Origin of the sequence: Terrimonas sp., assembly GCF_003075435.1 — a bacterium.
Taxonomy (GTDB): Bacteria; Bacteroidota; Bacteroidia; order Chitinophagales; family Chitinophagaceae; genus Agriterribacter.
This window is the reverse complement of sequence record NZ_QCZJ01000001.1, coordinates 335248-355961: the sequence shown is the minus strand read 5'-3', so window position 1 is coordinate 355961 and position 20714 is coordinate 335248. Positions and strand designations below refer to the sequence as shown.

Sequence of the window (20714 nt, the reverse complement as noted above, 5' to 3'; positions counted from 1 at the left end):
ATACAGTATGAAAGCAAGATTAGTTATAATAATAGCCGGGTTGTTTTTTTTCTCATGTGAAAAATACGATCATCGTACTGAAAGCATGGATCAATTACAAAAAGATGTAACAGGGCTTATCCGGTCGCGGACCCAAAAAATTCCTTTTACGGCACCCATCGCATGGGCGATGATTCAGAACGGTAAGACGGTAGCTGCATACAGGCAGGGAATGGAAGTGCCGGAAGGTAATACCGCAGTAACGGATCAAAGCTTGTTCCCATTAGCATCTGCCACTAAACTATTTACCAGCGTGATGATAATGAAAGCTTTTGAAGAAGGACTGATTCAACTGGCTGCAAAGGCATCTGATTATATAGACGGGTTGCCGCAGATATGGCACAATGTCTCCATTAGCCAGTTATTATCGCATACAGATGGTATTCCGGATGCGTCAGAAAATGAAGATTATAAAACCCTTGTGTTCGAAGTAAAAGAATTGCTAAGCAGGAGCGCCTATCTTGATTATGCCGGAAAACTGCCCTTGATGTTTGAGCCAGGAACACAAACAAGATACGGTCAAACTGGTTATGTGTTGCTATCCATGATTTTGGAAAAGATATATAAAAAAGTATATGAAGAAATAATTGTAGAAAAAATACTGGAACCTCTTGGTATGCAGCATACGCATTTTTTTACCTATAGTAAAACCATTGGAACGTACAAGCCCGGGGTATTTGAACCTGACGGCAAGGGATTTTAAAAAGAAACGCCCAGGTATGTATACGCTGATTACGCCACAGCAGGCATTTGTACCAGCTTAAGCGATATGATAAAATTCATCTGCGCGCTGCAAAAGCATACGCTTATTGACGCCACACATTTTAAACGACTTTATACACCGGTAGAAGGTGTGAACGATTTTGCATTGGGATGGGAGTACCGCTATAAAGATGGCCACCTCAGGGCAGGGCATAGTGGCGGATGGTCTGTTGTGATAATGCACCTGCCGGAAACTAATACTACAAGTATTTTCCTTTCATCGGCTGCTGATAGGTCTGTTATAAATACAGGCTATCAATTGGCTGAAAAAGTGCTGGATTACGCTATCAGCTAAATTTAAAAATATGAACAAAGTATTATTGATAACTGTTATGATAATTACCCCGGCCATTTGTGTGGCGCAGCAAAAAATAAAGAGGTGGGCTTTGCAAGGGGAGGCACTGGCACAAACTACAGGCGCATATGCTGAATCAATGCGGATTCCCGGATTAAGAAGACAGCTAAACGATGGAAGAGGATTACAATTGAATGCTGAATATGTATACGTATACCAGCATAACTGGCAGATTTTTCAGCATGTGGGTATAATGCAATATTATCATCCCCAACAGGCAAAAGGGTTTTCTGTTGCTGCTCAGTTAGGGTATCGTCAAAAAATTTCCATTGCATATATGGAGGCATTGATAGGCGCAGGATTTCTGCGAACAACATTTTATGACAAACGGGAATTTCAAAACCTCAATGGGAATTTTTATAAAGCAGGTTCAGTATTGCAGGGTTTACGCCATCAGTGGCAGTTGGTGTTGGGGCAAATGTAAATAAAGCATTGAGCACTTATATTCGATATTATCATTTGGCACAGTTGCAGAGCAGCGCTTCGGCACAAGGTATCCGCCTGCACAGAAACCTGGCTATTGGTATTGGGTTGAAGATGTAAAAAAGTAATGCTTTTAAACGGCAGATGCTATGTGCAAATTCAGTGATTTCGCTTTTAAAAAGATATTTTAATCTCAAAAGATCAATGTCCATTAGTTAAGCAATAAAAGAAGGTTTATGAGGAAAATGAGACTGCCTTAGATGTTTCCAAAAGCGAAATCCCTGCGTGCAAATTAAGCTTTCAGGTGTTAGGATGGGCTGTTTTCATATTCCTCATCCACCTTCAGATTTTTTCCATCCGCTGCCGTTGTTGCCAGTATATCGCAGCGGTTGTTATAGGCATTATCCGCATGTCCTTTTACCCATACAAACTGTATGCTATGTTTTAAAGAAAGCTGGTAATATTTTTTCCAGAGGTCTTTATTTTTTTTGCCGCCCTTAAAATCCGTTTTTATCCAGTTGTTCAACCAGCCTTCTTTTACTGCCCTGACTACATATTGACTATCGGAATAGACGGTGATAGCAAGATTGGTTTTGGTTAAAGCTTCCAATGCCGCTATTACCGCCATCAGCTCCATCCTGTTATTGGTAGTGCGCCTGTATCCTGCAGACAATTCTTTCTCGTGGTTACCCCATTTTAAAATAGCGCCATATCCTCCGGGACCAGGGTTGCCCCGTGCCGCGCCATCTGTATAAATAATAAGTGATGGCTGCATACTATATAAATATTTCTCCTTTCAGATAGGTTACGGCATAACCACTCATTAAAACCCTGTCGCCTGCCAGCACACAATCAAGATGGCCTTTTCTTGCAGAAAGCTGGATGGCTTTCATATTGTTCTTCTTCAATACCGAAGCCCAATATGGCACAAGCAAGGTATGGGCAGATCCTGTAACGGGATCTTCATCAATACCGCTTTGCGGAAAAAAACCTCTTGAAACAAAATCAACCTCATTACCTGGAGCAGTTACGAGCACACCACGACTTTTTATGGTAGATAGTGTTTTAAAATCAGGTTGTAGATTTTCGACAGTGCTTTGTTTATCGACCACCACCATATAATCAAATTTTCCTTTGTATACTTTCGATACTTCAATTTTCAATCCTTCCGCAATAGCGGGAGGAATATCGGCTACTATTTCAAAATGATCTGCCGGAAAATCCAAAGTAAGTTGCCCGTTTTTTTCTTTACCCACTTTAAGCCAGCCGCTTTTTGAATTAAAGCTGATCTCATTTTCACTATACCCGAGATGGTTAAAAAAAACATGCGCTGATGCTAATGTGGCATGCCCGCATAACGCTACTTCAACAGTTGGTGTAAACCACCTGATATGATAGCCTTCATTTTCTTTAACAATAAAAGCGGTTTCGGCGAGATTATTTTCCAGGGCAATATTTTGCATTACAGCATCCGGCAGCCATTCATTAAGCGGGCACACTGCTGCCGGGTTGCCGCCAAAAATTTTTTGTGTAAATGCATCTGCCTGGTATATGGGGATGTTCATAATTTTATATTTCAGGTTTGTAACAGATGCAATATTAGCGGTTATTTTTTGCCAACATTAACCATGCAGGTATTTATTCGGAATATTTATGGGGGAATAATCTATTCTGTACCTGGCTTTTAGCAATATTGATACTACTTCATAAATCTGCTTTTCTGTTCTTTGAAATTGCCGGAGCAATCCCATCATAGCATAGCTTACAGGATTAACTGAGGGAATAAATGTTTCCCATTCGTAGCCTTTACCCCAGATGAGCCCCGGCACAGTTAACGACAAATCTGCATTTTGAGCAACAAGAAAATTCATTACATCAATGCAACTGTTGGCATGTTGGTTAACCGTATGAAAAACCGGGGTCTGTCCACCAAAGCCATTACTGTCAAGTCCGGCTGTTGCATTAATATCTGCCCCATACTTTACAAGCATTTTTGCACAATGCAAATGATTGTATTCAGCACAAATATGTAAAAGGGTTACTTCGTAAAGTGGTGTAAAAGTGCAGTCTAAAGAATATGTTTTAAATACCAGTTCCCTGTTATTATTTAAATATTGTTCAAGTAAAGTCGAATCGTCGAGTAAAACAGCTAATAAAACCTTGTCATCGAATGCTACGCCAAAATCCACAAAAACCTTAATGCAATCTTTAAATCCGGGGCTGCGCAGATACATGTTTATAAGTTCATAAATGAGAGGTTTGCCTTTATGCAATTGATTGGGATCAACGCCATTCTGGAAGCATGCTTTAATTCCTTCTGCTGAATGAACTTCAAAGTCTCCTATTATTTTTTGCAGATAGTCCATTTAAAAACGAAAGAGTGTTGTGAAATGTAAGATTTGAAATTTGAAACACTTTCCCCCTATAATTTGACGGCTTTGAGTATTCAGCCTTCGTTTTGTCAGCTGATAGCTGATTGCTCATTGCCCATAGCCACCCCCCATCTCACACCTGAAATACTCCCAAGCTAAAATGCTCAGCATTTTTTTTATGATTTGCCGCAGCGATTCCCTCTGAAATAAGCTGCCGGGTTTCTCCCGGATCAATAATAGCGTCTACCCATAACCGTGCTGCCGCGTAATAGGGAGTTGTTTGTTTTTCGTAGCGCTGCCTGATGTCGTCCAGTAATTTTTTTTCTTCTGCGGGATCAATTGTTTTTCCTTTTGCTTTCAGGGCGCTTACCTGTATCTGCAACAATGTTTTCGCTGCCTGCTCGCCGCCCATTACTGCTATACGTGCCGAAGGCCATGCGTAAATAAACCTCGGATCATAGGCTTTGCCGCACATGGCATAATTGCCTGCGCCAAATGAGTTGCCGATAATAATAGTGATTTTAGGAACAATGGAATTGGCTACGGCATTTACAAGCTTAGCACCATCTTTAATAATGCCTGAATGCTCGCTCCTGCTACCCACCATAAAACCTGTTACATCCTGCATAAAAACCAGTGGTATATTTTTCTGGTTACAATTCATGATAAACCGGGCAGCTTTATCGGCGCTATCATTATATATTACACCGCCTAACTGAATTTCACCTTTTTTGTTTTTAATTACTTTACGCTGATTGGCAACTATACCAACAGCCCAGCCATCAATGCGTGCATAGCCGCATAAAATGGTCTGCCCATAATCTTTTTTATACTGATCAAAATCGGAATTATCTACCATTCTTTCGATGATCTCCAGCATATCATAAGGCTTGGTTGGGTCTGCAGGCAGCATGCCGTATATATCCGCAGGATCTTTTTTGGGCTTAATGCTTTTTATTCTGTCAAACCCCGCGGTTTCCTTCGCGCCCAATTTTGAAATGATCTTTTTTACTTCGTCTAAGCATTGCTGTTCGGTATCGAATTTATAATCCGCTATTCCGCTTATTTCTGTATGCGTTGTTGCGCCGCCAAGCGTTTCCGTATCAACTTCTTCACCAATGGCAGCTTTTACGAGATATGGCCCGGCTAAAAATATGGACCCATTATTTTTTACCATCAGGGTTTCATCGCTCATGATGGGTAAATATGCGCCGCCTGCCACACAGGCGCCCATTACCGCGGCAATCTGCACAATGCCCATTGCACTCATGCGGGCATTGTTACGGAATATGCGCCCAAAATGTTCTTTGTCCGGAAAAATTTCATCCTGCATCGGGAGAAATACGCCGGCACTATCTACCAGGTAAATAACGGGCAGATTATTTTCCATGGCAATCTCCTGCATACGCAGGTTTTTTTTACCTGTAATAGGAAACCATGCGCCTGCTTTTACGGTTTGATCATTGGCAAGAACAACACATTGCCTGCCGCTCACATAGCCCACACCTGCAACTGTTCCCCCTGCCGGGCAGCCACCCTGTTCTGCATACATTTCATAGCCCGCAAATGCCCCGATCTCTATGAAGGGTTTTCCTGTATCGCATAAATATTCAATTCTTTCCCTTGCGGTAAGTTTGTTTTTCTCCCATTGTTTTTCAATGGCCTTCTTACCACCACCTGCATAAATCTTTTCCAAAGCCATTTTAACCTGGCTCAGGGCAAGCTTATGCACATCTTCGTTTTTGTTGTTTTCTATATTCATTTACTCATTTTTATTGCCATGGATAGGTACGAATAAATCGGGAAGTAAAAACCTATAGGGTTTTCCCGGCCGCATTGCAGCGCTGCAAATCCTATAGGTTTAGCGGAGTTTTATTTAGCCCAGTAATCAACCACTACCGCTTTTTCAAGATAGGGCTTTAATACTTCCACAAAAGCTTTATGCTCCGGGTGTGGCAGATATGCTTCCCTGTCTTTTTCAGATGCGAAGGTTACAAAAAAGCAATGCGTTAAACCTTCGTTCAATCCTTCAGGACTGTTATTGGTTCCCCACTCAAATGCTTTTACTTCTTTAATTTTTGAAGGCAATGCTTTAAATGCATCTTCTACCTTCTTTATCTGTTCAGGCGTGGCGCTTTCTTTAAATTTAAATAATACAACGTGTCGTAACATTTTTTGGTCTTTATAGTTTGCTGAAATAATGGTTGCTGAAATAGCGAATACAGCAATAATTAAAATGAAATTTCTCATATTGATTGTTTTATTTTGAGGTGTATGTATAGGATTTAAGGTAAATGGTTTAAGGTAAAGTAGCTCAAACGCCTGTGGCCTTATACCCTACACCTTCCACCCTCTACCTCAAAAATATATGTTTTAAAACGCTAAAATAAAGGTTTGTATATGAATATTATTATTTCTGAAGATTATGCTGCAATGTCGCGCCGTGTGGCAAATGATGTAAATAAGATCATACAGGAAAAACCCGGTTGCCTGGTTTGCATTCCATCTGGCGATACGCCAACCGGAATGTATAATAACCTTGCTGAAGATCACAAAGAAGGTAAACTGAACATCGGGCAAACTTATTTTGTGGGACTGGATGAGTGGGGCGGATTGAATAAAGAAGATAACGGTAGTTGCGGTTATTACCTGCATAAATATTTTCTTGATCCATTGCAGGTAAAGAAAGAAAAATATTTTTTATTTGATGGCAAAGCCGGTAACCTGCAAAATGAATGCATAAAAGCAGAAGCATTTATTGATGATAAGGGAGGTATTGAACTTGCCATACTTGGATTGGGTATGAATGGGCATCTTGGTATAAATGAACCGGGTGTATCTCCGGAATTAAGAACACATGTAATTCAGCTTGATGAACTCACTAAAAAAGTAGGGCAAAAATATTTTGATAAAACAACATTGCTCAGTACAGGTATCACTATAGGCTTACAATTACTGCTTGAGGCAAAAACAATTTTTCTTTTAGTCAGCGGCAAACATAAAGCTGGTATACTTAGCCAGGTGGTGAATGGAGAAATATCAAATAAAGTTCCGGCGAGCTTATTACGCAATCATGATAATTGTTTTGTGTATGTGGATAAGGATGCTGGGGGAAAAACGGAGATTTAATTTTATAGTGAATCAACCACATAGGAGCATAAGAAGCATAGGAAAGCATAGTTTAAATTTATCAAAACTATGTGTACCTGTGTTTCTATCTTTCTATGTGGTGAAATAATTATGATAAACAAATAACAAAAGCAGCACTCCAAGGAATACTGCTTTTGCATGATCACCAATAAGTGAACATTTGATTTTACACTGGTAGACTATTGATTATCTCTGTTATAATCTACTTTAATGTTTACTGTTCAAGTTTGATTTCACCCACATCTGTAGCTGCGCCATCTTTTACTTCAACGCCATCTTTAGCGGCATTTTTAAAGGGGGCTTTAGCTTCGATAATTACCTGGTAAGTACCCGGTTTAACATCGCCTATTTCGAATGCACCATTAGCTATATCTGCTTTAACTGTATCAGTACCTGAAATAGCCCATGCCCTAACTGCTGCATCTGCGGGGCTCACAGTTCCTTTAACAGAACCATTTGTAATCACATTAAATGCGAACAATCCGGCAGTCAAAATACCTAAGCCTGCCAATGTTAATCTTGCTTTTTTCATACCTCTGGAATTTTTATGTTTATCTAATTAATGACGATATTATTTTCCGAGGAGTTTGAGGATCAGGAGGGATGCAACTATAAAGACAACTACTGTGCCAAAAAATAAGCTGCACAGGTGTTAAAATACTTTAACACATTCATAATGTACAGAAAAACCTATACCTGCAAACGCTTATTCATCATCTTCGTTTATACATAAACGTTATACCCCTGCATCTGCCATATCTCGTTATTCACAGTGGTGCATATTCATAATTACATCTGTTCTTCTCTTTTGCTATATTTGCCGCGTTTATAAAATACTAAAATAATTAGTATACATTTGCCGCGTTTTACAACCCAATATTGATATGAATTATGGCAGAAGCTAAACAAAACTTGTTTGATTATAATGAAGATTCCATTAAATCCCTTGACTGGCGGGAGCATATCCGCCTGCGTCCCGGTATGTACATTGGTAAGCTGGGCGATGGCAGCAGTGCCGACGATGGTATATACGTGTTATTAAAAGAAGTGCTTGATAACTGTATTGACGAGCACATGATGGGCTATGGAAAGCAGATTGATATAACAGTGGAAGGCAAAACAGTTACGGTGAGGGATTATGGAAGGGGTATTCCCCTTGGTAAGGTGGTTGATGTGGTGAGCAAGATAAATACAGGCGCTAAATACGACAGCAAGGCTTTCCAGAAATCTGTTGGTTTAAATGGTGTTGGTACAAAGGCCGTAAATGCGCTCAGTAATTATTTTAAAGTAACCGCTGTACGGGAGGGTAAACAAAAAACCGCTGAGTTTGAAAGAGGCATTTTAATTAAGGAACATAAGGAAACTAAATCAGACGAAAGCAACGGTACACTGGTGACATTTATACCGGATGATGGCGTTTTCAGGAATTTTCACTTTCAGCAGGAATATATTGATAATCTGATATGGAATTATTGTTACCTGAACGCGGGATTGGTAATTACCTTTAACGGAAAAAAATATGTAAGCAGGAATGGGCTGCTGGATTTGCTGGAAAGAAAAACAAATCCTGATGAATTAAGGTATCCCATCATTCACCTTAAAGGAGATGATATTGAACTTGCTATTACCCACAATAATGATTATGGGGAAGAAATATTCAGTTTTGTAAACGGACAGTTTACCACACAGGGAGGTACGCACCAGCAAGCCTTTCGCGAAGCGTTTGTAAAAGTGATACGGGATTTTTATAAAAAAGATTATGAAGCGGCAGATATCAGGCAAAGTATTGTAGCGGCAGTGGCTGTACGTGTGGTGGAGCCTGTATTTGAAAGCCAGACAAAAACAAAGTTGGGCTCTCAATATGTTCAGGAAGGCGGCACAAGTATGAAAAACTTTGTGTACGAGTTCTTAGCAAAAGAACTGGATAATTATCTTCATAAAAATACTGCAACTGCTGAAACGCTTAAAAAACGTATTGAGCAAAGTGAAAGGGAAAGAAAGGAATTGGCTGGCATTAAAAAACTGGCCAATGAACGGGCAAAGAAAGCAAATCTCCATAACCGTAAACTGCGTGATTGCCGCATACATTTAAATGATGAGCCACCTGGCAAAGGCAAAGAAGATTTTCATGCAAGACAATTAGACAGTACCATTTTTATTACCGAGGGTGACTCCGCGAGTGGTTCTATTACCAAGGCCCGTGATGTGGAAACACAGGCTGTATTCAGTTTGCGTGGTAAACCTTTGAATTGTTTTGGACTTACCAAAAAAGTGGTATATGAAAATGAGGAATTTAACCTGTTGCAACATGCGCTCAATATTGAAGAAGGTATTGAGGGGCTGCGGTATAATAATGTGGTGATAGCAACAGATGCTGACGTAGATGGTATGCATATCCGTTTACTGTTGCTTACATTCTTCCTGCAATTTTTTCCTGACCTTGTAAAGAACGGACATGTATATATATTGGAAACACCTTTATTCCGCGTAAGAAACAAACAGGAAACCATATACTGTTATGATGAAAGTGAAAAGCAGGCCGCCGCAAAAAAGTTAGGCAGTAAGCCGGAGATTACAAGGTTTAAAGGGTTGGGTGAAATTTCTCCTGAAGAGTTTGTAAAATTCATCAGCTCCGATATGCGCAAGCAACCGGTAATGGTAATGCCTGAAACACATTTACAGCAATTGCTGGAGTATTATATGGGCAAGAATACGCAGGAAAGGCAGGAATTTATTATTGATAATCTTAAGGTGGAGATTGACCTGGCGGAAGGATAGAAAGAGGTAAGTGATAAGGTGATTGCAACCACAAACCATAAACAACAAACTATAAACCACAAACCAATCATGATACATATTGTATTTAACGAAGCTGATGTGGAAGTGCTGAGCAAAGCTATTGAGCTTGATGAATCCCTGCAGGGAACTCTGATACAGATAAAAGATGATTATGCAGTTGGCCCTGTGTCAAATGTATATATAGGTGAAGGTATAGCTGCAAGAAAAGCCTGGTGGAGTGAGGTGCTCGCTGGCGGTGATCTTGATGGAAAAGCAGATGACGGCTCTGTGAATGATTATGATACCGTGGCAACTTTGGTGGGAACATTGCGTCGTGATCCCGAAGAAAAGGTCTGGATTTGGGCAGCGCAGAATAAGCATGATGTAAGCGGTTATTACTGGCTGCTGTATTATATGAAAGAATTCCAGGGACGTGTATTTATCCTGTACCTGAATAATCTGCCTTTTATTAATGAAAAAGGGAATATTTTTTACCCGGAATGGCTGCATGTAATTCCGCCAAAAGAATTTATTAAAGCAAAGAAATTGTCAAGACCCATCACGCTGAGTGAATTTGAGATTGACCCGGATGAATGGATAAAGCTTGGTAATGAAAATAAGATGGTGCGTATACTGGAAGGAGGAAAAAAACTGGTACAGCATAACGAAGATTTTTATGATGCTGATCTGAAAAAGTATATTACCAAAGACTGGCAGAAAGGCAGTAAAGTCATCGCTCATTTTCTTTCTAAAAATAAACATACTACCGGTGATGCCTACCTGCTCTGGCGCCTGAAGAAATTAATAGAAAAAGGAGAATATGATGTGCAGGGCGAAGTAAAAAACATGAAAGATTTTGAAATAAAGACAAAAGCTGCAGTGGCTGACATTGTAAGTGAATAAAATTATATGAAAGACAATTTTTTAGAAAACGAATCCGGCATTCAGGGGCAGTACAAAACCTGGTTTCTGGATTACGCGTCCTATGTAATACTTGAGCGGGCCGTTCCCGCGGTTGAAGATGGATTGAAGCCGGTACAACGCCGTATACTTCATGCCATGAAGGAAATGGATGACGGACGTTTTAATAAAGTAGCCAATATCATCGGTCAATCTATGCAGTATCATCCTCATGGTGATGCGTCAATAGGAGATGCATTGGTGAATATGGGGCAAAAAGATTTGCTTATAGAAACGCAGGGAAACTGGGGCGATGTAAGAACAGGAGATGACGCTGCGGCTGCCCGTTATATAGAAGCAAGGCTCAGTAAATTTGCGCTGGAAGTGGCCTTCAACCCTAAAACTACCGAGTGGCAACTGAGTTACGATGGCAGAAAAAATGAGCCGGTTACTTTACCAATGAAATTTCCTTTACTGCTGGCACAGGGTGCGGAAGGTATTGCCGTTGGATTATCAACCAAAATATTGCCTCATAATTTTTGTGAGTTAATAGAAGCATCTATAAAATGCCTTAGAGGCAGAAAGTTTGAATTGTATCCCGACTTTCAAACTGTGGGTATGATTGACGTTGCCAACTACAATGAAGGTAAACGTGGTGGCAAAGTAAGAGTGCGGGCGCATATTGAAGAGCTGGATAAAAAAACACTGATCATTAAGGATGTGCCTTATGGCGTTACTACCGCGCAGTTGATGGATTCGATTGTAAAGGCAAACGACCAGGGCAAAATAAAAATTAAAAAGGTAACCGATAATACCGCTGCGGATGTTGAGATACAGGTTGATCTTGCACCTGGTATTTCCCCGGATATTACTATTGACGCATTGTATGCTTTTACAGATTGCGAAGTAAGCATTTCGCCCAATGCCTGTGTTATTATTGATCAGAAGCCCAGGTTTATCGGCGTGCAGGAATTGCTGCGCACCGCCACCGATAATACCAAAGAACTGCTGCGCCGTGAGTTAGAAATAAAGCTTGCAGAGCTCCAGGAAAAATGGCATTATACTTCTCTTGAAAAAATATTTTTTGAAGAAAAAATTTACAAGGAATTAGAGAAGAAGCATGAAACCTGGGATAAAGTGCTGGAAGCGATTGACAAAGCGTTTACTCCTTTTAAAAAGCAGTTGAGAAGGGATATTACCAGGGAAGATATAGTGAAACTAACGGAAAAGCCTGTGCGAAGAATTTACAAGCTGGATATTGATGAGCTGAATGACCAGATTAAAGCCATCAATGCAGATATTAAACAGGTGAAGTCTGACCTGGATAATCTCGTGGATTTTGCCGTGGCGTATTACGAAAATCTCCTGAAAAAATATGGCAAAGGGAGAGAGCGTAAAACAGAAATTAAATTATTTGAAGCAATACAGGCAAAACAGGTTGCCATTGCAAACGCTAAATTATATGTAAACCGTGCGGAAGGTTTTATTGGCACAGGATTAAAAAAGGATGAATTTATCGCTGATTGCTCGAACCTTGATGACATTATCGCGTTTACCAAAGCCGGTAAGATGAAGGTGGTAAAAGCTGCCGATAAGGTATTTATCGGCAAGGATATTCTGCATGTAGCTGTCTTTCAGAAAAATGATGAGCGCACAACGTATAATATGATATATGTTGACGGGAAATCCGGGGTGAGTTATGCAAAACGTTTTAACGTTACGGGCGTAACAAGAGATAAGGAATACGATCTTACCAAAGGATCAGAGAAAAGCAAAGTGCATTATTTCTCTGTAAATCCGAACGGAGAAGCGGAAACTGTAAAAATTATATTAAGCCCTAATGCTACGGCCAGAAATAAAGAATTTGATTTTTATTTTGAAGAGATGGAGATAAAGGGAAGAGGAAGTATGGGCAACCAGGTTACGAAGTACCCGGTAAAAAATGTGAAGTTTAAAGAAGCAGGAAGATCTACATTGAGTGGCAGAAAGCTATGGTTTGACAATACTTTTGGCAGGCTGAATACGGAAGAAAAAGGAAACTATATCGGCTCTTTCGAATCTGAGGATCGTTTGCTGGTAGTATATAATACAGGTAACTATGAGATATCTGATACGGAACTTACCCAGCGTTTTGATGGAGATAAAGTTTTGCTGATAGAGAAGTTCAACCCGGAAAAGATCGTGACCGCTGTTTATCTTGACAAAGAAAAATTACAGTATAATATCAAACGTTTTAAAATTGAAACAACCACATTGCGCAATAAATTTTTCTTTATAAAAGAAGGCGAAGGCAATGTGCTGGAAGCGGTAACTACTGATGAAGAACCGATATTGATCATGCAGAGTGGAAGAGGAGCGCAGGTTAGAAAAGCAAAGATCAAGGTCAATAAAGTGGTTGAAGTAATGGGCTGGAAGGCTGTTGGCGCGAAGCTCGCCGATTACTCAAAGAGCACGGAAATGGAATGGGAGAAGAAGAAAGCAGATGATAATAACCAACCAGAATTATTTTAAACGAGAAAGGCAGTATCCGGAAAGTACTGCCTTCTCTTTTTTCATTTGAGATCTGGGATTTGAAATTTGACATTGCTTACAGCAGGCAGGTTTCAAATCTCAAATTTCAAATCTCAAATTTTTTTATGACACGTATAACCGAACAACCCTCACTATACAGGCATCTGGAAAAGATGTCCGTAGAAGAACTGACTGCTAATATTAACAATGAAGATAAGAAGGTGGCAATTGCTATTGAAAAAGCCTTGCCGCAATTGAATAAACTGATTACTGCGATAGTGGAGCAATTGCAGCATGGTGGCAGAATGTTTTACCTCGGCGCCGGCAGCGGTGGCAGGCTTTCTGTATTAGATGCCATTGAATTACCTACCACTTACGGCATTGAAAAAGGGATTGTGAACGTGATATTAGCGGGCGGGCTTGAGCATTTAATAGAAGCACCTGAAGAAAAGGAAGATGATACAGAAGCCGGCTGGAATGAACTGCTGAAACATAATATTTCTCCCAAAGATATAGTGGTGGGTATTTCCGCCAGTGGCACCACACCGTTTGTACTATCTGCCTTGCAAAAATGTAAGGCTAATAATATTACGGCAGGTTGTATCGTAAGCAATCCTGGTTCTCCTATTGCAGGCGCAGCCGCCATACCTGTAGAAGTAATAACAGGCCCTGAATTTGTAACCGGCAGCACCCGTATGAAATGCGGTACAGCGCAGAAGATGATCTTCGATATGATCAGTACAACCACTATGATACGCCTTGGACGCGTAGAAGATAACAGCATGGTAAATGTTTTACTCATCAACGATAAAATAACCGACAGGGCGGTTAAGATCTTAATGGAAAAAGCTGCTATTAAAAATTATGAGGAAGCAAAGGAAACCTTGCTGAAATACGGAAGTGTGAAAAAGGCCATGGAGGCGATTGAAAAATAAGGTTGCTGTTTTGGGAACTTTGTGAGTCTTTGTGTCCCTTAGTGTAATAATGTAATACCACAAAAAACACAAAGCAGGCACAAAAGACACAAGCTCTGATAGCGTCATACCAGCTTATATGTAATTGTACCTTCAAGCGTTTTGAGCATGATCATTGCATTAATCTTACTATATACTCATAAGGTTTTACACGCTGCAAGCAAATCTTTTGTTACCTGTTAAAATTATTTACACTTAACTCAATGATTATCCCGGTTGACGCCTTGCTATGCATATTCTTCCTTTCTCCCCATAACATTCATAATACGTTTACGGTGCTGCGTGCCCCATTTAGCCATTTCGTTAATAATAGACTGCAGGGTTTTTCCGTAATCTGTTAATTCATATTCAACGGTAACCGGCTTGGTATCGTACACTGTTCTTTTTACCAATTCATTAATTTCCAGGTCCCGGAGCTCTTTGCTGAGCATTTTTGAACCAATGCCCGTTACTTCACGCTGCAGTTCCATAAACCTTTTTTTGCCAAAACTCAGGGAACCGATAATAGCAATTTTCCATTTACCATTAAGCATATCTAACGTATCATGAATGGCTCTTAAATGACTTGTGCATTTGTCCGGCATTTTAGCCGGGGCAATTTTCTTATTCATACCATTGATTTACCGGATGGTTTCCTATAGGAAAGTAGTTTCTATATGGAAACTACTTTCAAAAGTAAAGTATATTTTCGAATTTTGCAGTATAAAACTTTTAAAACATGTCAAACAAAACAAAAAAGATTCTATCCACCATATTATTGGTCATCCCTTCTCTGATGGTGGTTTTCAGCGGAATTATGAAACTTGCAGGCAGCGAGCAAATTGTCACTGGGTTGTCTAAAATCGGTTACGGATCGCTGATAAGTATACTCGGCATTGCTGAACTGGTTTTTGTTGCGCTGTTATGGATACCTAAAACCTGGAAGGTTGGTTTCTTTTTCCTGCTTTCTTATCTTGGCGGAGCCGCAGCTATTGAAGTGAGCGGTGGAAAAGGCGCTGTCGCACTTATATTTATCGCTTTGTTATGGGCTGGTGCTTATTTAAGAGATAATTTTATGTTTGTAAAAGCAACATCAAAACAATAGCTAATGAGTAATCATACATCAAAGATGAAGGTGGAAATATGGAGTGATATTATGTGCCCGTTCTGTTATATTGGCAAAAGGAAGTTTGAGTCGGCAATGGAAACTTTTAATGCTGCTGATCATATTGAACTGGAATGGCATAGCTTTCAGCTTGATCCCGATGTGAAATCCGGGGAAGGTAAAAACCTGTACCGGTATCTGAGTGAACGCAAAGGCATAGCTTACCAGCAATCAGTGGAAATGCATAAGCAGGTTACGGATATGGCTGCAGTAGCAGGGCTTGAGTATAATTTTGATAAAGCGGTTGTAGCCAATTCTTTTGATGCGCACAGGTTAATACAGCTGGCTAAAGCAAAAGGTCTGGGCGATGCCGCGGAGGAACGATTGTTTCGTGCCTATTTTACCGAAGGAAAGGATATAAGTAACTACGCGGTATTGAAGGAGCTTGGCAATGATATTGGATTGAAGCATACTGAAGTTGATGAAATGTTGGGTAGTGATGCATATACCGAGAATGTACAACACGATATACATGAAGCCGCGCAGATAGGTGTAAGAGGTGTTCCCTTTTTTGTATTCAACCGAAAATTTGCAGTATCCGGAGCTCAGCCACCTGAAGTTTTTTCACAGGCTTTGCAACAGTCTTATGCGGACTGGTATAAAAACCAGCCTGCTGCAATAACGGAGATAGGAACAGGCGCTGTATGTACCCCTGGTGGCGATTGCAAATAAACTATTTGTTATTTCTGCCGTTAGTGTGACTGAGGAATAATTCTTGATGAGTTATCGTAATTTTAATACAGGTAATTTATAAAATACGATGCCATGAAGTATAAAATCTTAGGTAATACAGGATTAAAGGTTTCCGAATTATGTCTCGGAACAATGACTTTTGGTGGAAAGGGAATGTGGACAGCAATAGGCACACTTGAGCAACAGTCTGTTGATGATCTTGTAAAAAGATCAGTTGATGCAGGTATTAATTTTATTGATACCGCTAATGTGTATTCAGAAGGATTGTCGGAGGAGATCACAGGCAGGGCTATACGAAATTTGGGATTGAACCGTGATGATCTTGTAATAGCTACCAAAGTGAGAGGAAAGATGGGGCCGGGACCAAATAATATTGGTCTCACGCGTAAGCATATCTATACAGAAATAGAAGCAAGCCTGCTTAGATTAAATACCGATTATATTGATCTTTACCAGATACATGGCTACGATGCCCAAACGCCATTGGAAGATACCATTGATACTTTAGACAGGCTTGTGCAAAGCGGCAAGGTTCGTTATATAGGCTGTAGTAACCTGGCTGCCTGGCAATTGATGAAGTCGCTAAACTATTCATTATATAATCATAAATCAGCTTTTGTATCGTTGCAGGCATACTATACTATTGCAGGCAGGGACCTTGAAAGAGAACTTGTGCCCCTGCTTACGGACCAGAAGGTGGGGTTGATGGTCTGGAGCCCGCTGGCAGGTGGTTTTTTAAGCGGTAAGTATATGCGAATCGGGGAAGCAGAACAAGGCTCAAGGAGGATTACTTTTGATTTTCCACCGGTGAATAAAGAACGGGCTTTTGATATCATTGATGTGTTACAGGCTATAGCAAAAGAAAAAAATGTTTCTGTTGCACAGCTTGCCATTGCATGGTTATTGCATCAACCTGTGGTTACTACGGTGATCATTGGCGCTAAAAAAACAGATCAGTTAGAAGATAACCTGAAAGCGGTTGATATAACTTTCACAAAAGATGAACTGCAAAAATTAGATGAAATAAGCAAACTTCCTTCCGAGTACCCCGGGTGGATGCTGCATAGGCAGGGCGTAGACAGGAATGCACATTAAGGCGATGAATATGAAGCCTGTACTTTCAAGAAGAGAAATGATCAAATTACTTGGTACAACTGGTGCAGGTCTTTCTTTATGCACGGCATCCATGGCCAAATACCTATATGAAACCGGCGTTATGATGAAACGTGCTATTCCCTCCACAGGAGAATTATTGCCGGTTGTAGGCTTAGGCTCGTGGATACAATTTGATATTGCTGCCGGTTCTCCTGAACGAAATACATTGAAGGAAGTATTGAAAACAGTGAATGAAAAAGGAGGCAGGTTGATTGATTCTTCTCCTATGTATGGCAGATCAGAAACAACTATAGGAGAACTTACCAGTGAAATACAACACGCAGGTAAGTTTTTTTATGCCACAAAGGTATGGACAAAAGGAGAACAGGAAGGTATTGCGCAGATGAAAGCATCAATGCGCAAAATGCGAAGAACTAAAATGGATTTGATGCAGGTGCATAATCTTGTAGACTGGCAAACACATATTCGTACTTTAAAGAAATGGAAAGAAGAAGGAGTTGTTCGTTATATCGGCATTACGCATTATACAGCTACTGCACACCGGCAGTTAGAGCAAATCATTAAAACCGGGGCTGTTGATTTTGTGCAGTTCAATTATTCCATCGGTATTCGTAACGCGGAAAATAGTTTATTAAAAGCCGCGGAGGATAATGGTATAGCTGTTATTATCAACGAGCCTTTTGAATCCGGCTCGTTATTCAATAAAGTAAAAGGGAAAGCATTACCGCCGTGGGCGGCAGATTATGATATCAGATCCTGGGCGCAATTCTTCCTGAAATATATACTCTCCCATGACGCGGTAACCTGCGTTATACCCGGCACTTCAAATCCTACACACGCGGCAGACAATATGGAAGCCGGCTACAATAAACTGCCGGATGAAAAAGGACGGATAAAGATGGCTACCTATTTTGATACACTGGTATAAACTACAGGAAAAGAACGATTTAGGGAAAAATAAAAAAATATGCTGCAGGTCTGCGGTTAAGCGCAACAATATTGCTCCCCGGTTATTGCATTTATATACTTGATTTACCTCAAATTTTCAACGGATTTGTCGCTGTAACGGGTTTTTTCTTAGGAATATTACTTACTTTAGAATGCTCCCAAAATTTATCCCTGAACTATGTCCCGGCTTATGAGAAAAATACTTGTTGTATGTGCATTGCTTGCCGGGCAAACTATATCTGCTCAACAATACTGGCTTACTATTCAGGTAACAGATTCTGCAAATGTTCCGCAGCCCAATGCAACCCTTAGTATAAATAAAAAACTTATTGTAGTTGATTCATCCAGTGTTTTCCTCAATTTGCTTGAACAGGGAAAGTATAAAATAAAAATAAGTGCAGTTGGTTATCATTCATTGGAGTTTTCAGTTAATCTTATAACTGACACAATATTGTTGGTAAAGCTCAATACAAAAAACAAAGTATTACAGGGAGTGATGGTTACGGCAAATCGTTCTGTTCACCGTAACCAAATGAGTACACAGGTAATAGGTATAACCCAATTAAAAAAATTGCCTGTTATTTTGGGTGAAATAGATCCTTTGAAAACAATAACATTATTACCTGGTGTAAAAAGTGGTGGAGATGCAAGCGCAGGTATTTACGTGAGAGGGGGAGGTCCGGATCAGAATCTCGTTTTACTTGATGGCATTACGGTGTATAACCCCAACCATTTGCTGGGTTTCTTCAGTGTCTTTAATGGCGAAGCTGTTAAGAACGTAGAAGTCATGAAAGGAGGAATACCCGCTGAGTATGGAGGGCGATTGAGCAGTGTGATCACCGTTAACTCAAGAGACGGACATAAAGATTCCGTAAAAGCAAGTGGGGGTATTGGATTACTTTCTTCAAGGCTTTCGCTTGAAGGTCCATTGGTAAAAGGAAAATCATCTTTTATCATAAGTGCAAGGCGGACATATGCAGATCAATTGGCCAAAGTTTTTGCTAAGGACAGCATAGGCAACAACGGCTATTATTTTTATGATGTCAATACAAAAGTTAACGTTTATATCAATAAAAACAACAACATCAACTTTACTTTTTATAAAGGCCGCGATAAATTTTCTTACATAAATAAAGAAGATATAGGCAAAGAAAGAATGTTTGATGTATTGTGGGGAAATACCATTGCTGGGCTAAGCTGGAAACAACAGGTAAGCCCGGGTCTGAAACAGGAGCTGGCGCTTATCTATAATAATTTTGATCTTGACAGCAGGATAAATTTTGGTGCTTCAGGGTTCATTTTTAGTTCCGGTCTTAACGACTACCAGGTAAAAAACGATTGGACTTATACCTCTGATGCAAGGTTAAAATTGAAATGGGGATTGCAGTATATCCTGCATAGTTTTAAACCCGGTGCGGGTGCATCTAATGCAGGTATGCAGGAGTTTAAATCTCAGGTAAGCGACCGCCATGCAAGAGAAGCTGCGGCCTATTTAAGTGCAGACATCAATGTGTCATCTTCATTAAATATAATTGCGGGTATACGTTATAGTTACTTTAACCAGGTAGGTCCAACCGAACAATCTATATACACCAGGGAAGGCGTACCTACCGGCGAAACGGAAAAATATGAAAAAGGGGAAAGCATTGCCAGGTATCATTATCCCGAACCCCGCATAAGCGCATTATACAAATTAGAAAATAATGCAAGTTTGAGATTGTCTTATGCACGCACCATACAGTACCTGCATCTTGCTACAACCAGTGCGGCAACTTTTCCCAGCGATTTGTGGACGCCGGCGAGCAAACTCATTAAACCCGGAATAGCATACCAGGTAGCGGCAGGCTATTTTAAAGAATTGAAAAATGGCAGCTATGAACTGAGTGCGGAGGCATATTACAAAACCATGAGTAATCAATTGGAATTTAAGCCCGGCGCCCAGCTATTGCTGAATCAGAACATTGAAAATGAAATGATTTTTGGAACTGGCAGAGCATACGGCATAGAGCTTTTTTTACAGAAAAAAGCAGGGAAGCTTACAGGTTGGGTTGGTTATACGCTTAGTCGCGCAGAGCGCAATTTCCCGGAGATGAATAAAGGAAAAACTTTTCCTTACCGCTACGACAGAACACATGACCTGAGTGTGGTGGTAAATTATCCTTTGGGGCGAAAATGGGAAGTATCCGGTGTGTTTGTATATGGAACCGGTAATGCTGTAACAATGCCTACAGGAAGGTTTGCCTATAGTATCGGGCGGAATGCAGAGCGAAATGAAGTGATATTCACCAATATCAATCAATATGATAAAATAAATGATTACAGGATGCCTGCCTACCACCGCATGGATATATCATTTATCTACACACCAAAGCCAAACAGTACAAAACAATTCCGGAGCAGTTGGAATTTTAGCATATACAATTTGTATAACCGGTATAATCCATATTTTATTTACATGACGGTAGATGAGGATGAGAAAGCAATCAAGGGGAAGAAGGTTTTTCTGTTTCCTGTTGTGCCTTCTGTTACATGGAATTTTAAGTTTTAAG

18 protein-coding genes and 1 pseudogene are annotated in these 20714 nt (G+C 40.2%); 12 read left to right on the top strand and 7 right to left on the bottom strand.

Annotated elements, in window-relative coordinates:
- Positions 1–7: 7 nt before the first annotated feature.
- Positions 8–1096, top strand: a pseudogene (locus DC498_RS26485) (serine hydrolase domain-containing protein).
- A gap of 10 nt (positions 1097–1106) precedes the next feature.
- Positions 1107–1580, top strand: a complete 474-nt coding sequence (locus tag DC498_RS01390) for a hypothetical protein (protein ID WP_116872323.1) — start codon at positions 1107–1109, stop codon at positions 1578–1580.
- Positions 1581–1886: 306 nt separating this feature from the next.
- On the opposite strand, the gene rnhA is transcribed toward DC498_RS01390, so the two are convergent.
- The 5 genes from rnhA to DC498_RS01365 all read right to left on the bottom strand — a co-directional run bounded on the left by rnhA (position 1887) and on the right by DC498_RS01365 (position 6201).
- Positions 1887–2354: a ribonuclease HI gene (gene rnhA, locus DC498_RS01385; RefSeq protein WP_116872322.1), complete on the bottom strand. Its 468-nt coding sequence runs from the start codon at positions 2352–2354 to the stop codon at positions 1887–1889.
- A 1-nt stretch (position 2355) separates the two neighbouring features.
- Entirely contained in the window at positions 2356–3144 is a 789-nt protein-coding gene (locus DC498_RS01380; protein ID WP_116872321.1) for a PhzF family phenazine biosynthesis protein, read from the bottom strand.
- Positions 3145–3201: 57 nt separating this feature from the next.
- Positions 3202–3945, bottom strand: coding sequence for an ankyrin repeat domain-containing protein (locus tag DC498_RS01375; protein WP_116872320.1), 744 nt, complete (start codon positions 3943–3945; stop codon positions 3202–3204).
- A 139-nt stretch (positions 3946–4084) separates the two neighbouring features.
- Positions 4085–5713 carry an acyl-CoA carboxylase subunit beta gene (locus tag DC498_RS01370; RefSeq protein WP_116872319.1) on the bottom strand — a complete coding sequence of 543 codons (1629 nt, stop codon included), beginning with the start codon at positions 5711–5713 and terminating at the stop codon, positions 4085–4087.
- A 110-nt stretch (positions 5714–5823) separates the two neighbouring features.
- Positions 5824–6201: a Dabb family protein gene (locus DC498_RS01365; RefSeq protein ID WP_116872318.1), complete on the bottom strand. Its 378-nt coding sequence runs from the start codon at positions 6199–6201 to the stop codon at positions 5824–5826.
- A gap of 150 nt (positions 6202–6351) precedes the next feature.
- On the opposite strand from DC498_RS01365, the gene DC498_RS01360 reads away from it, so the two are divergent.
- Positions 6352–7080 (top strand): glucosamine-6-phosphate deaminase, encoded by a 729-nt coding sequence (locus DC498_RS01360; RefSeq protein WP_116872317.1) that lies wholly within the window; start codon positions 6352–6354, stop codon positions 7078–7080.
- A gap of 235 nt (positions 7081–7315) precedes the next feature.
- Here the strand turns inward: DC498_RS01360 and DC498_RS01355 are convergent, their stop codons facing one another.
- On the bottom strand, positions 7316–7633 hold the full coding sequence (locus tag DC498_RS01355; RefSeq protein WP_116872316.1) for a carboxypeptidase regulatory-like domain-containing protein: 318 nt from the start codon (positions 7631–7633) through the stop codon (positions 7316–7318).
- 359 nt (positions 7634–7992) lie between these two features.
- Between DC498_RS01355 and DC498_RS01350 the strand changes: the two genes are divergently transcribed.
- From DC498_RS01350 to DC498_RS01335, 4 genes are all read left to right on the top strand, one after another.
- Positions 7993–9879, top strand: coding sequence for a toprim domain-containing protein (locus DC498_RS01350; RefSeq protein WP_116872315.1), 1887 nt, complete (start codon positions 7993–7995; stop codon positions 9877–9879).
- A 69-nt stretch (positions 9880–9948) separates the two neighbouring features.
- Entirely contained in the window at positions 9949–10782 is an 834-nt protein-coding gene (locus DC498_RS01345; protein ID WP_116872314.1) for a DUF1835 domain-containing protein, read from the top strand.
- Between the two features lie 6 nt (positions 10783–10788).
- Positions 10789–13290 carry a DNA gyrase/topoisomerase IV subunit A gene (locus DC498_RS01340; protein ID WP_116872313.1) on the top strand — a complete coding sequence of 834 codons (2502 nt, stop codon included), beginning with the start codon at positions 10789–10791 and terminating at the stop codon, positions 13288–13290.
- 125 nt (positions 13291–13415) lie between these two features.
- On the top strand, positions 13416–14225 hold the full coding sequence (locus DC498_RS01335; RefSeq protein WP_116872572.1) for an N-acetylmuramic acid 6-phosphate etherase: 810 nt from the start codon (positions 13416–13418) through the stop codon (positions 14223–14225).
- A gap of 266 nt (positions 14226–14491) precedes the next feature.
- On the opposite strand, the gene DC498_RS01330 is transcribed toward DC498_RS01335, so the two are convergent.
- Positions 14492–14875, bottom strand: coding sequence for a winged helix-turn-helix transcriptional regulator (locus tag DC498_RS01330; RefSeq protein WP_116872312.1), 384 nt, complete (start codon positions 14873–14875; stop codon positions 14492–14494).
- Between the two features lie 107 nt (positions 14876–14982).
- Between DC498_RS01330 and DC498_RS01325 the strand changes: the two genes are divergently transcribed.
- From DC498_RS01325 to DC498_RS01305, 5 genes are all read left to right on the top strand, one after another.
- Positions 14983–15348, top strand: coding sequence for a DoxX family protein (locus DC498_RS01325; RefSeq protein WP_116872311.1), 366 nt, complete (start codon positions 14983–14985; stop codon positions 15346–15348).
- Positions 15349–15351: 3 nt separating this feature from the next.
- Positions 15352–16080 carry a DsbA family oxidoreductase gene (locus DC498_RS01320; protein ID WP_240627817.1) on the top strand — a complete coding sequence of 243 codons (729 nt, stop codon included), beginning with the start codon at positions 15352–15354 and terminating at the stop codon, positions 16078–16080.
- A 93-nt stretch (positions 16081–16173) separates the two neighbouring features.
- On the top strand, positions 16174–17196 hold the full coding sequence (locus DC498_RS01315) for an aldo/keto reductase (RefSeq protein WP_116872310.1): 1023 nt from the start codon (positions 16174–16176) through the stop codon (positions 17194–17196).
- A gap of 10 nt (positions 17197–17206) precedes the next feature.
- Complete coding sequence (locus DC498_RS01310; protein WP_116872570.1) at positions 17207–18145, top strand: aldo/keto reductase; 939 nt, start codon at positions 17207–17209, stop codon at positions 18143–18145.
- Positions 18146–18355: 210 nt separating this feature from the next.
- Positions 18356–20713 carry a TonB-dependent receptor gene (locus DC498_RS01305; RefSeq protein ID WP_165813715.1) on the top strand — a complete coding sequence of 786 codons (2358 nt, stop codon included), beginning with the start codon at positions 18356–18358 and terminating at the stop codon, positions 20711–20713.
- The last annotated feature ends 1 nt before the right edge of the window (position 20714 follow it).

Excerpts from the sequence above, each read along its gene's own strand:
- DC498_RS01330 (WP_116872312.1), bottom strand. The coding sequence starts at position 14,875 with ATGAATAAGAAAATTGCCCCGGCTAAAATGCCGGACAAATGCACAAGT.
- DC498_RS01350 (WP_116872315.1), top strand. The coding sequence starts at position 7,993 with ATGGCAGAAGCTAAACAAAACTTGTTTGATTATAATGAAGATTCCATT.
- DC498_RS01355 (WP_116872316.1), bottom strand. The coding sequence starts at position 7,633 with ATGAAAAAAGCAAGATTAACATTGGCAGGCTTAGGTATTTTGACTGCC.
- DC498_RS01325 (WP_116872311.1), top strand. The coding sequence starts at position 14,983 with ATGTCAAACAAAACAAAAAAGATTCTATCCACCATATTATTGGTCATC.
- DC498_RS01365 (WP_116872318.1), bottom strand. The coding sequence starts at position 6,201 with ATGAGAAATTTCATTTTAATTATTGCTGTATTCGCTATTTCAGCAACC.
- DC498_RS01380 (WP_116872321.1), bottom strand. The coding sequence starts at position 3,144 with ATGAACATCCCCATATACCAGGCAGATGCATTTACACAAAAAATTTTT.
- DC498_RS01305 (WP_165813715.1), top strand. The coding sequence starts at position 18,356 with ATGAGAAAAATACTTGTTGTATGTGCATTGCTTGCCGGGCAAACTATA.
- DC498_RS01345 (WP_116872314.1), top strand. The coding sequence starts at position 9,949 with ATGATACATATTGTATTTAACGAAGCTGATGTGGAAGTGCTGAGCAAA.
- rnhA (WP_116872322.1), bottom strand. The coding sequence starts at position 2,354 with ATGCAGCCATCACTTATTATTTATACAGATGGCGCGGCACGGGGCAAC.
- DC498_RS01340 (WP_116872313.1), top strand. The coding sequence starts at position 10,789 with ATGAAAGACAATTTTTTAGAAAACGAATCCGGCATTCAGGGGCAGTAC.
- DC498_RS01360 (WP_116872317.1), top strand. The coding sequence starts at position 6,352 with ATGAATATTATTATTTCTGAAGATTATGCTGCAATGTCGCGCCGTGTG.
- DC498_RS01335 (WP_116872572.1), top strand. The coding sequence starts at position 13,416 with ATGACACGTATAACCGAACAACCCTCACTATACAGGCATCTGGAAAAG.
- DC498_RS01370 (WP_116872319.1), bottom strand. The coding sequence starts at position 5,713 with ATGAATATAGAAAACAACAAAAACGAAGATGTGCATAAGCTTGCCCTG.
- DC498_RS01310 (WP_116872570.1), top strand. The coding sequence starts at position 17,207 with ATGAAGCCTGTACTTTCAAGAAGAGAAATGATCAAATTACTTGGTACA.
- DC498_RS01375 (WP_116872320.1), bottom strand. The coding sequence starts at position 3,945 with ATGGACTATCTGCAAAAAATAATAGGAGACTTTGAAGTTCATTCAGCA.
- DC498_RS01315 (WP_116872310.1), top strand. The coding sequence starts at position 16,174 with ATGAAGTATAAAATCTTAGGTAATACAGGATTAAAGGTTTCCGAATTA.
- DC498_RS01320 (WP_240627817.1), top strand. The coding sequence starts at position 15,352 with ATGAGTAATCATACATCAAAGATGAAGGTGGAAATATGGAGTGATATT.
- DC498_RS01390 (WP_116872323.1), top strand. The coding sequence starts at position 1,107 with ATGAACAAAGTATTATTGATAACTGTTATGATAATTACCCCGGCCATT.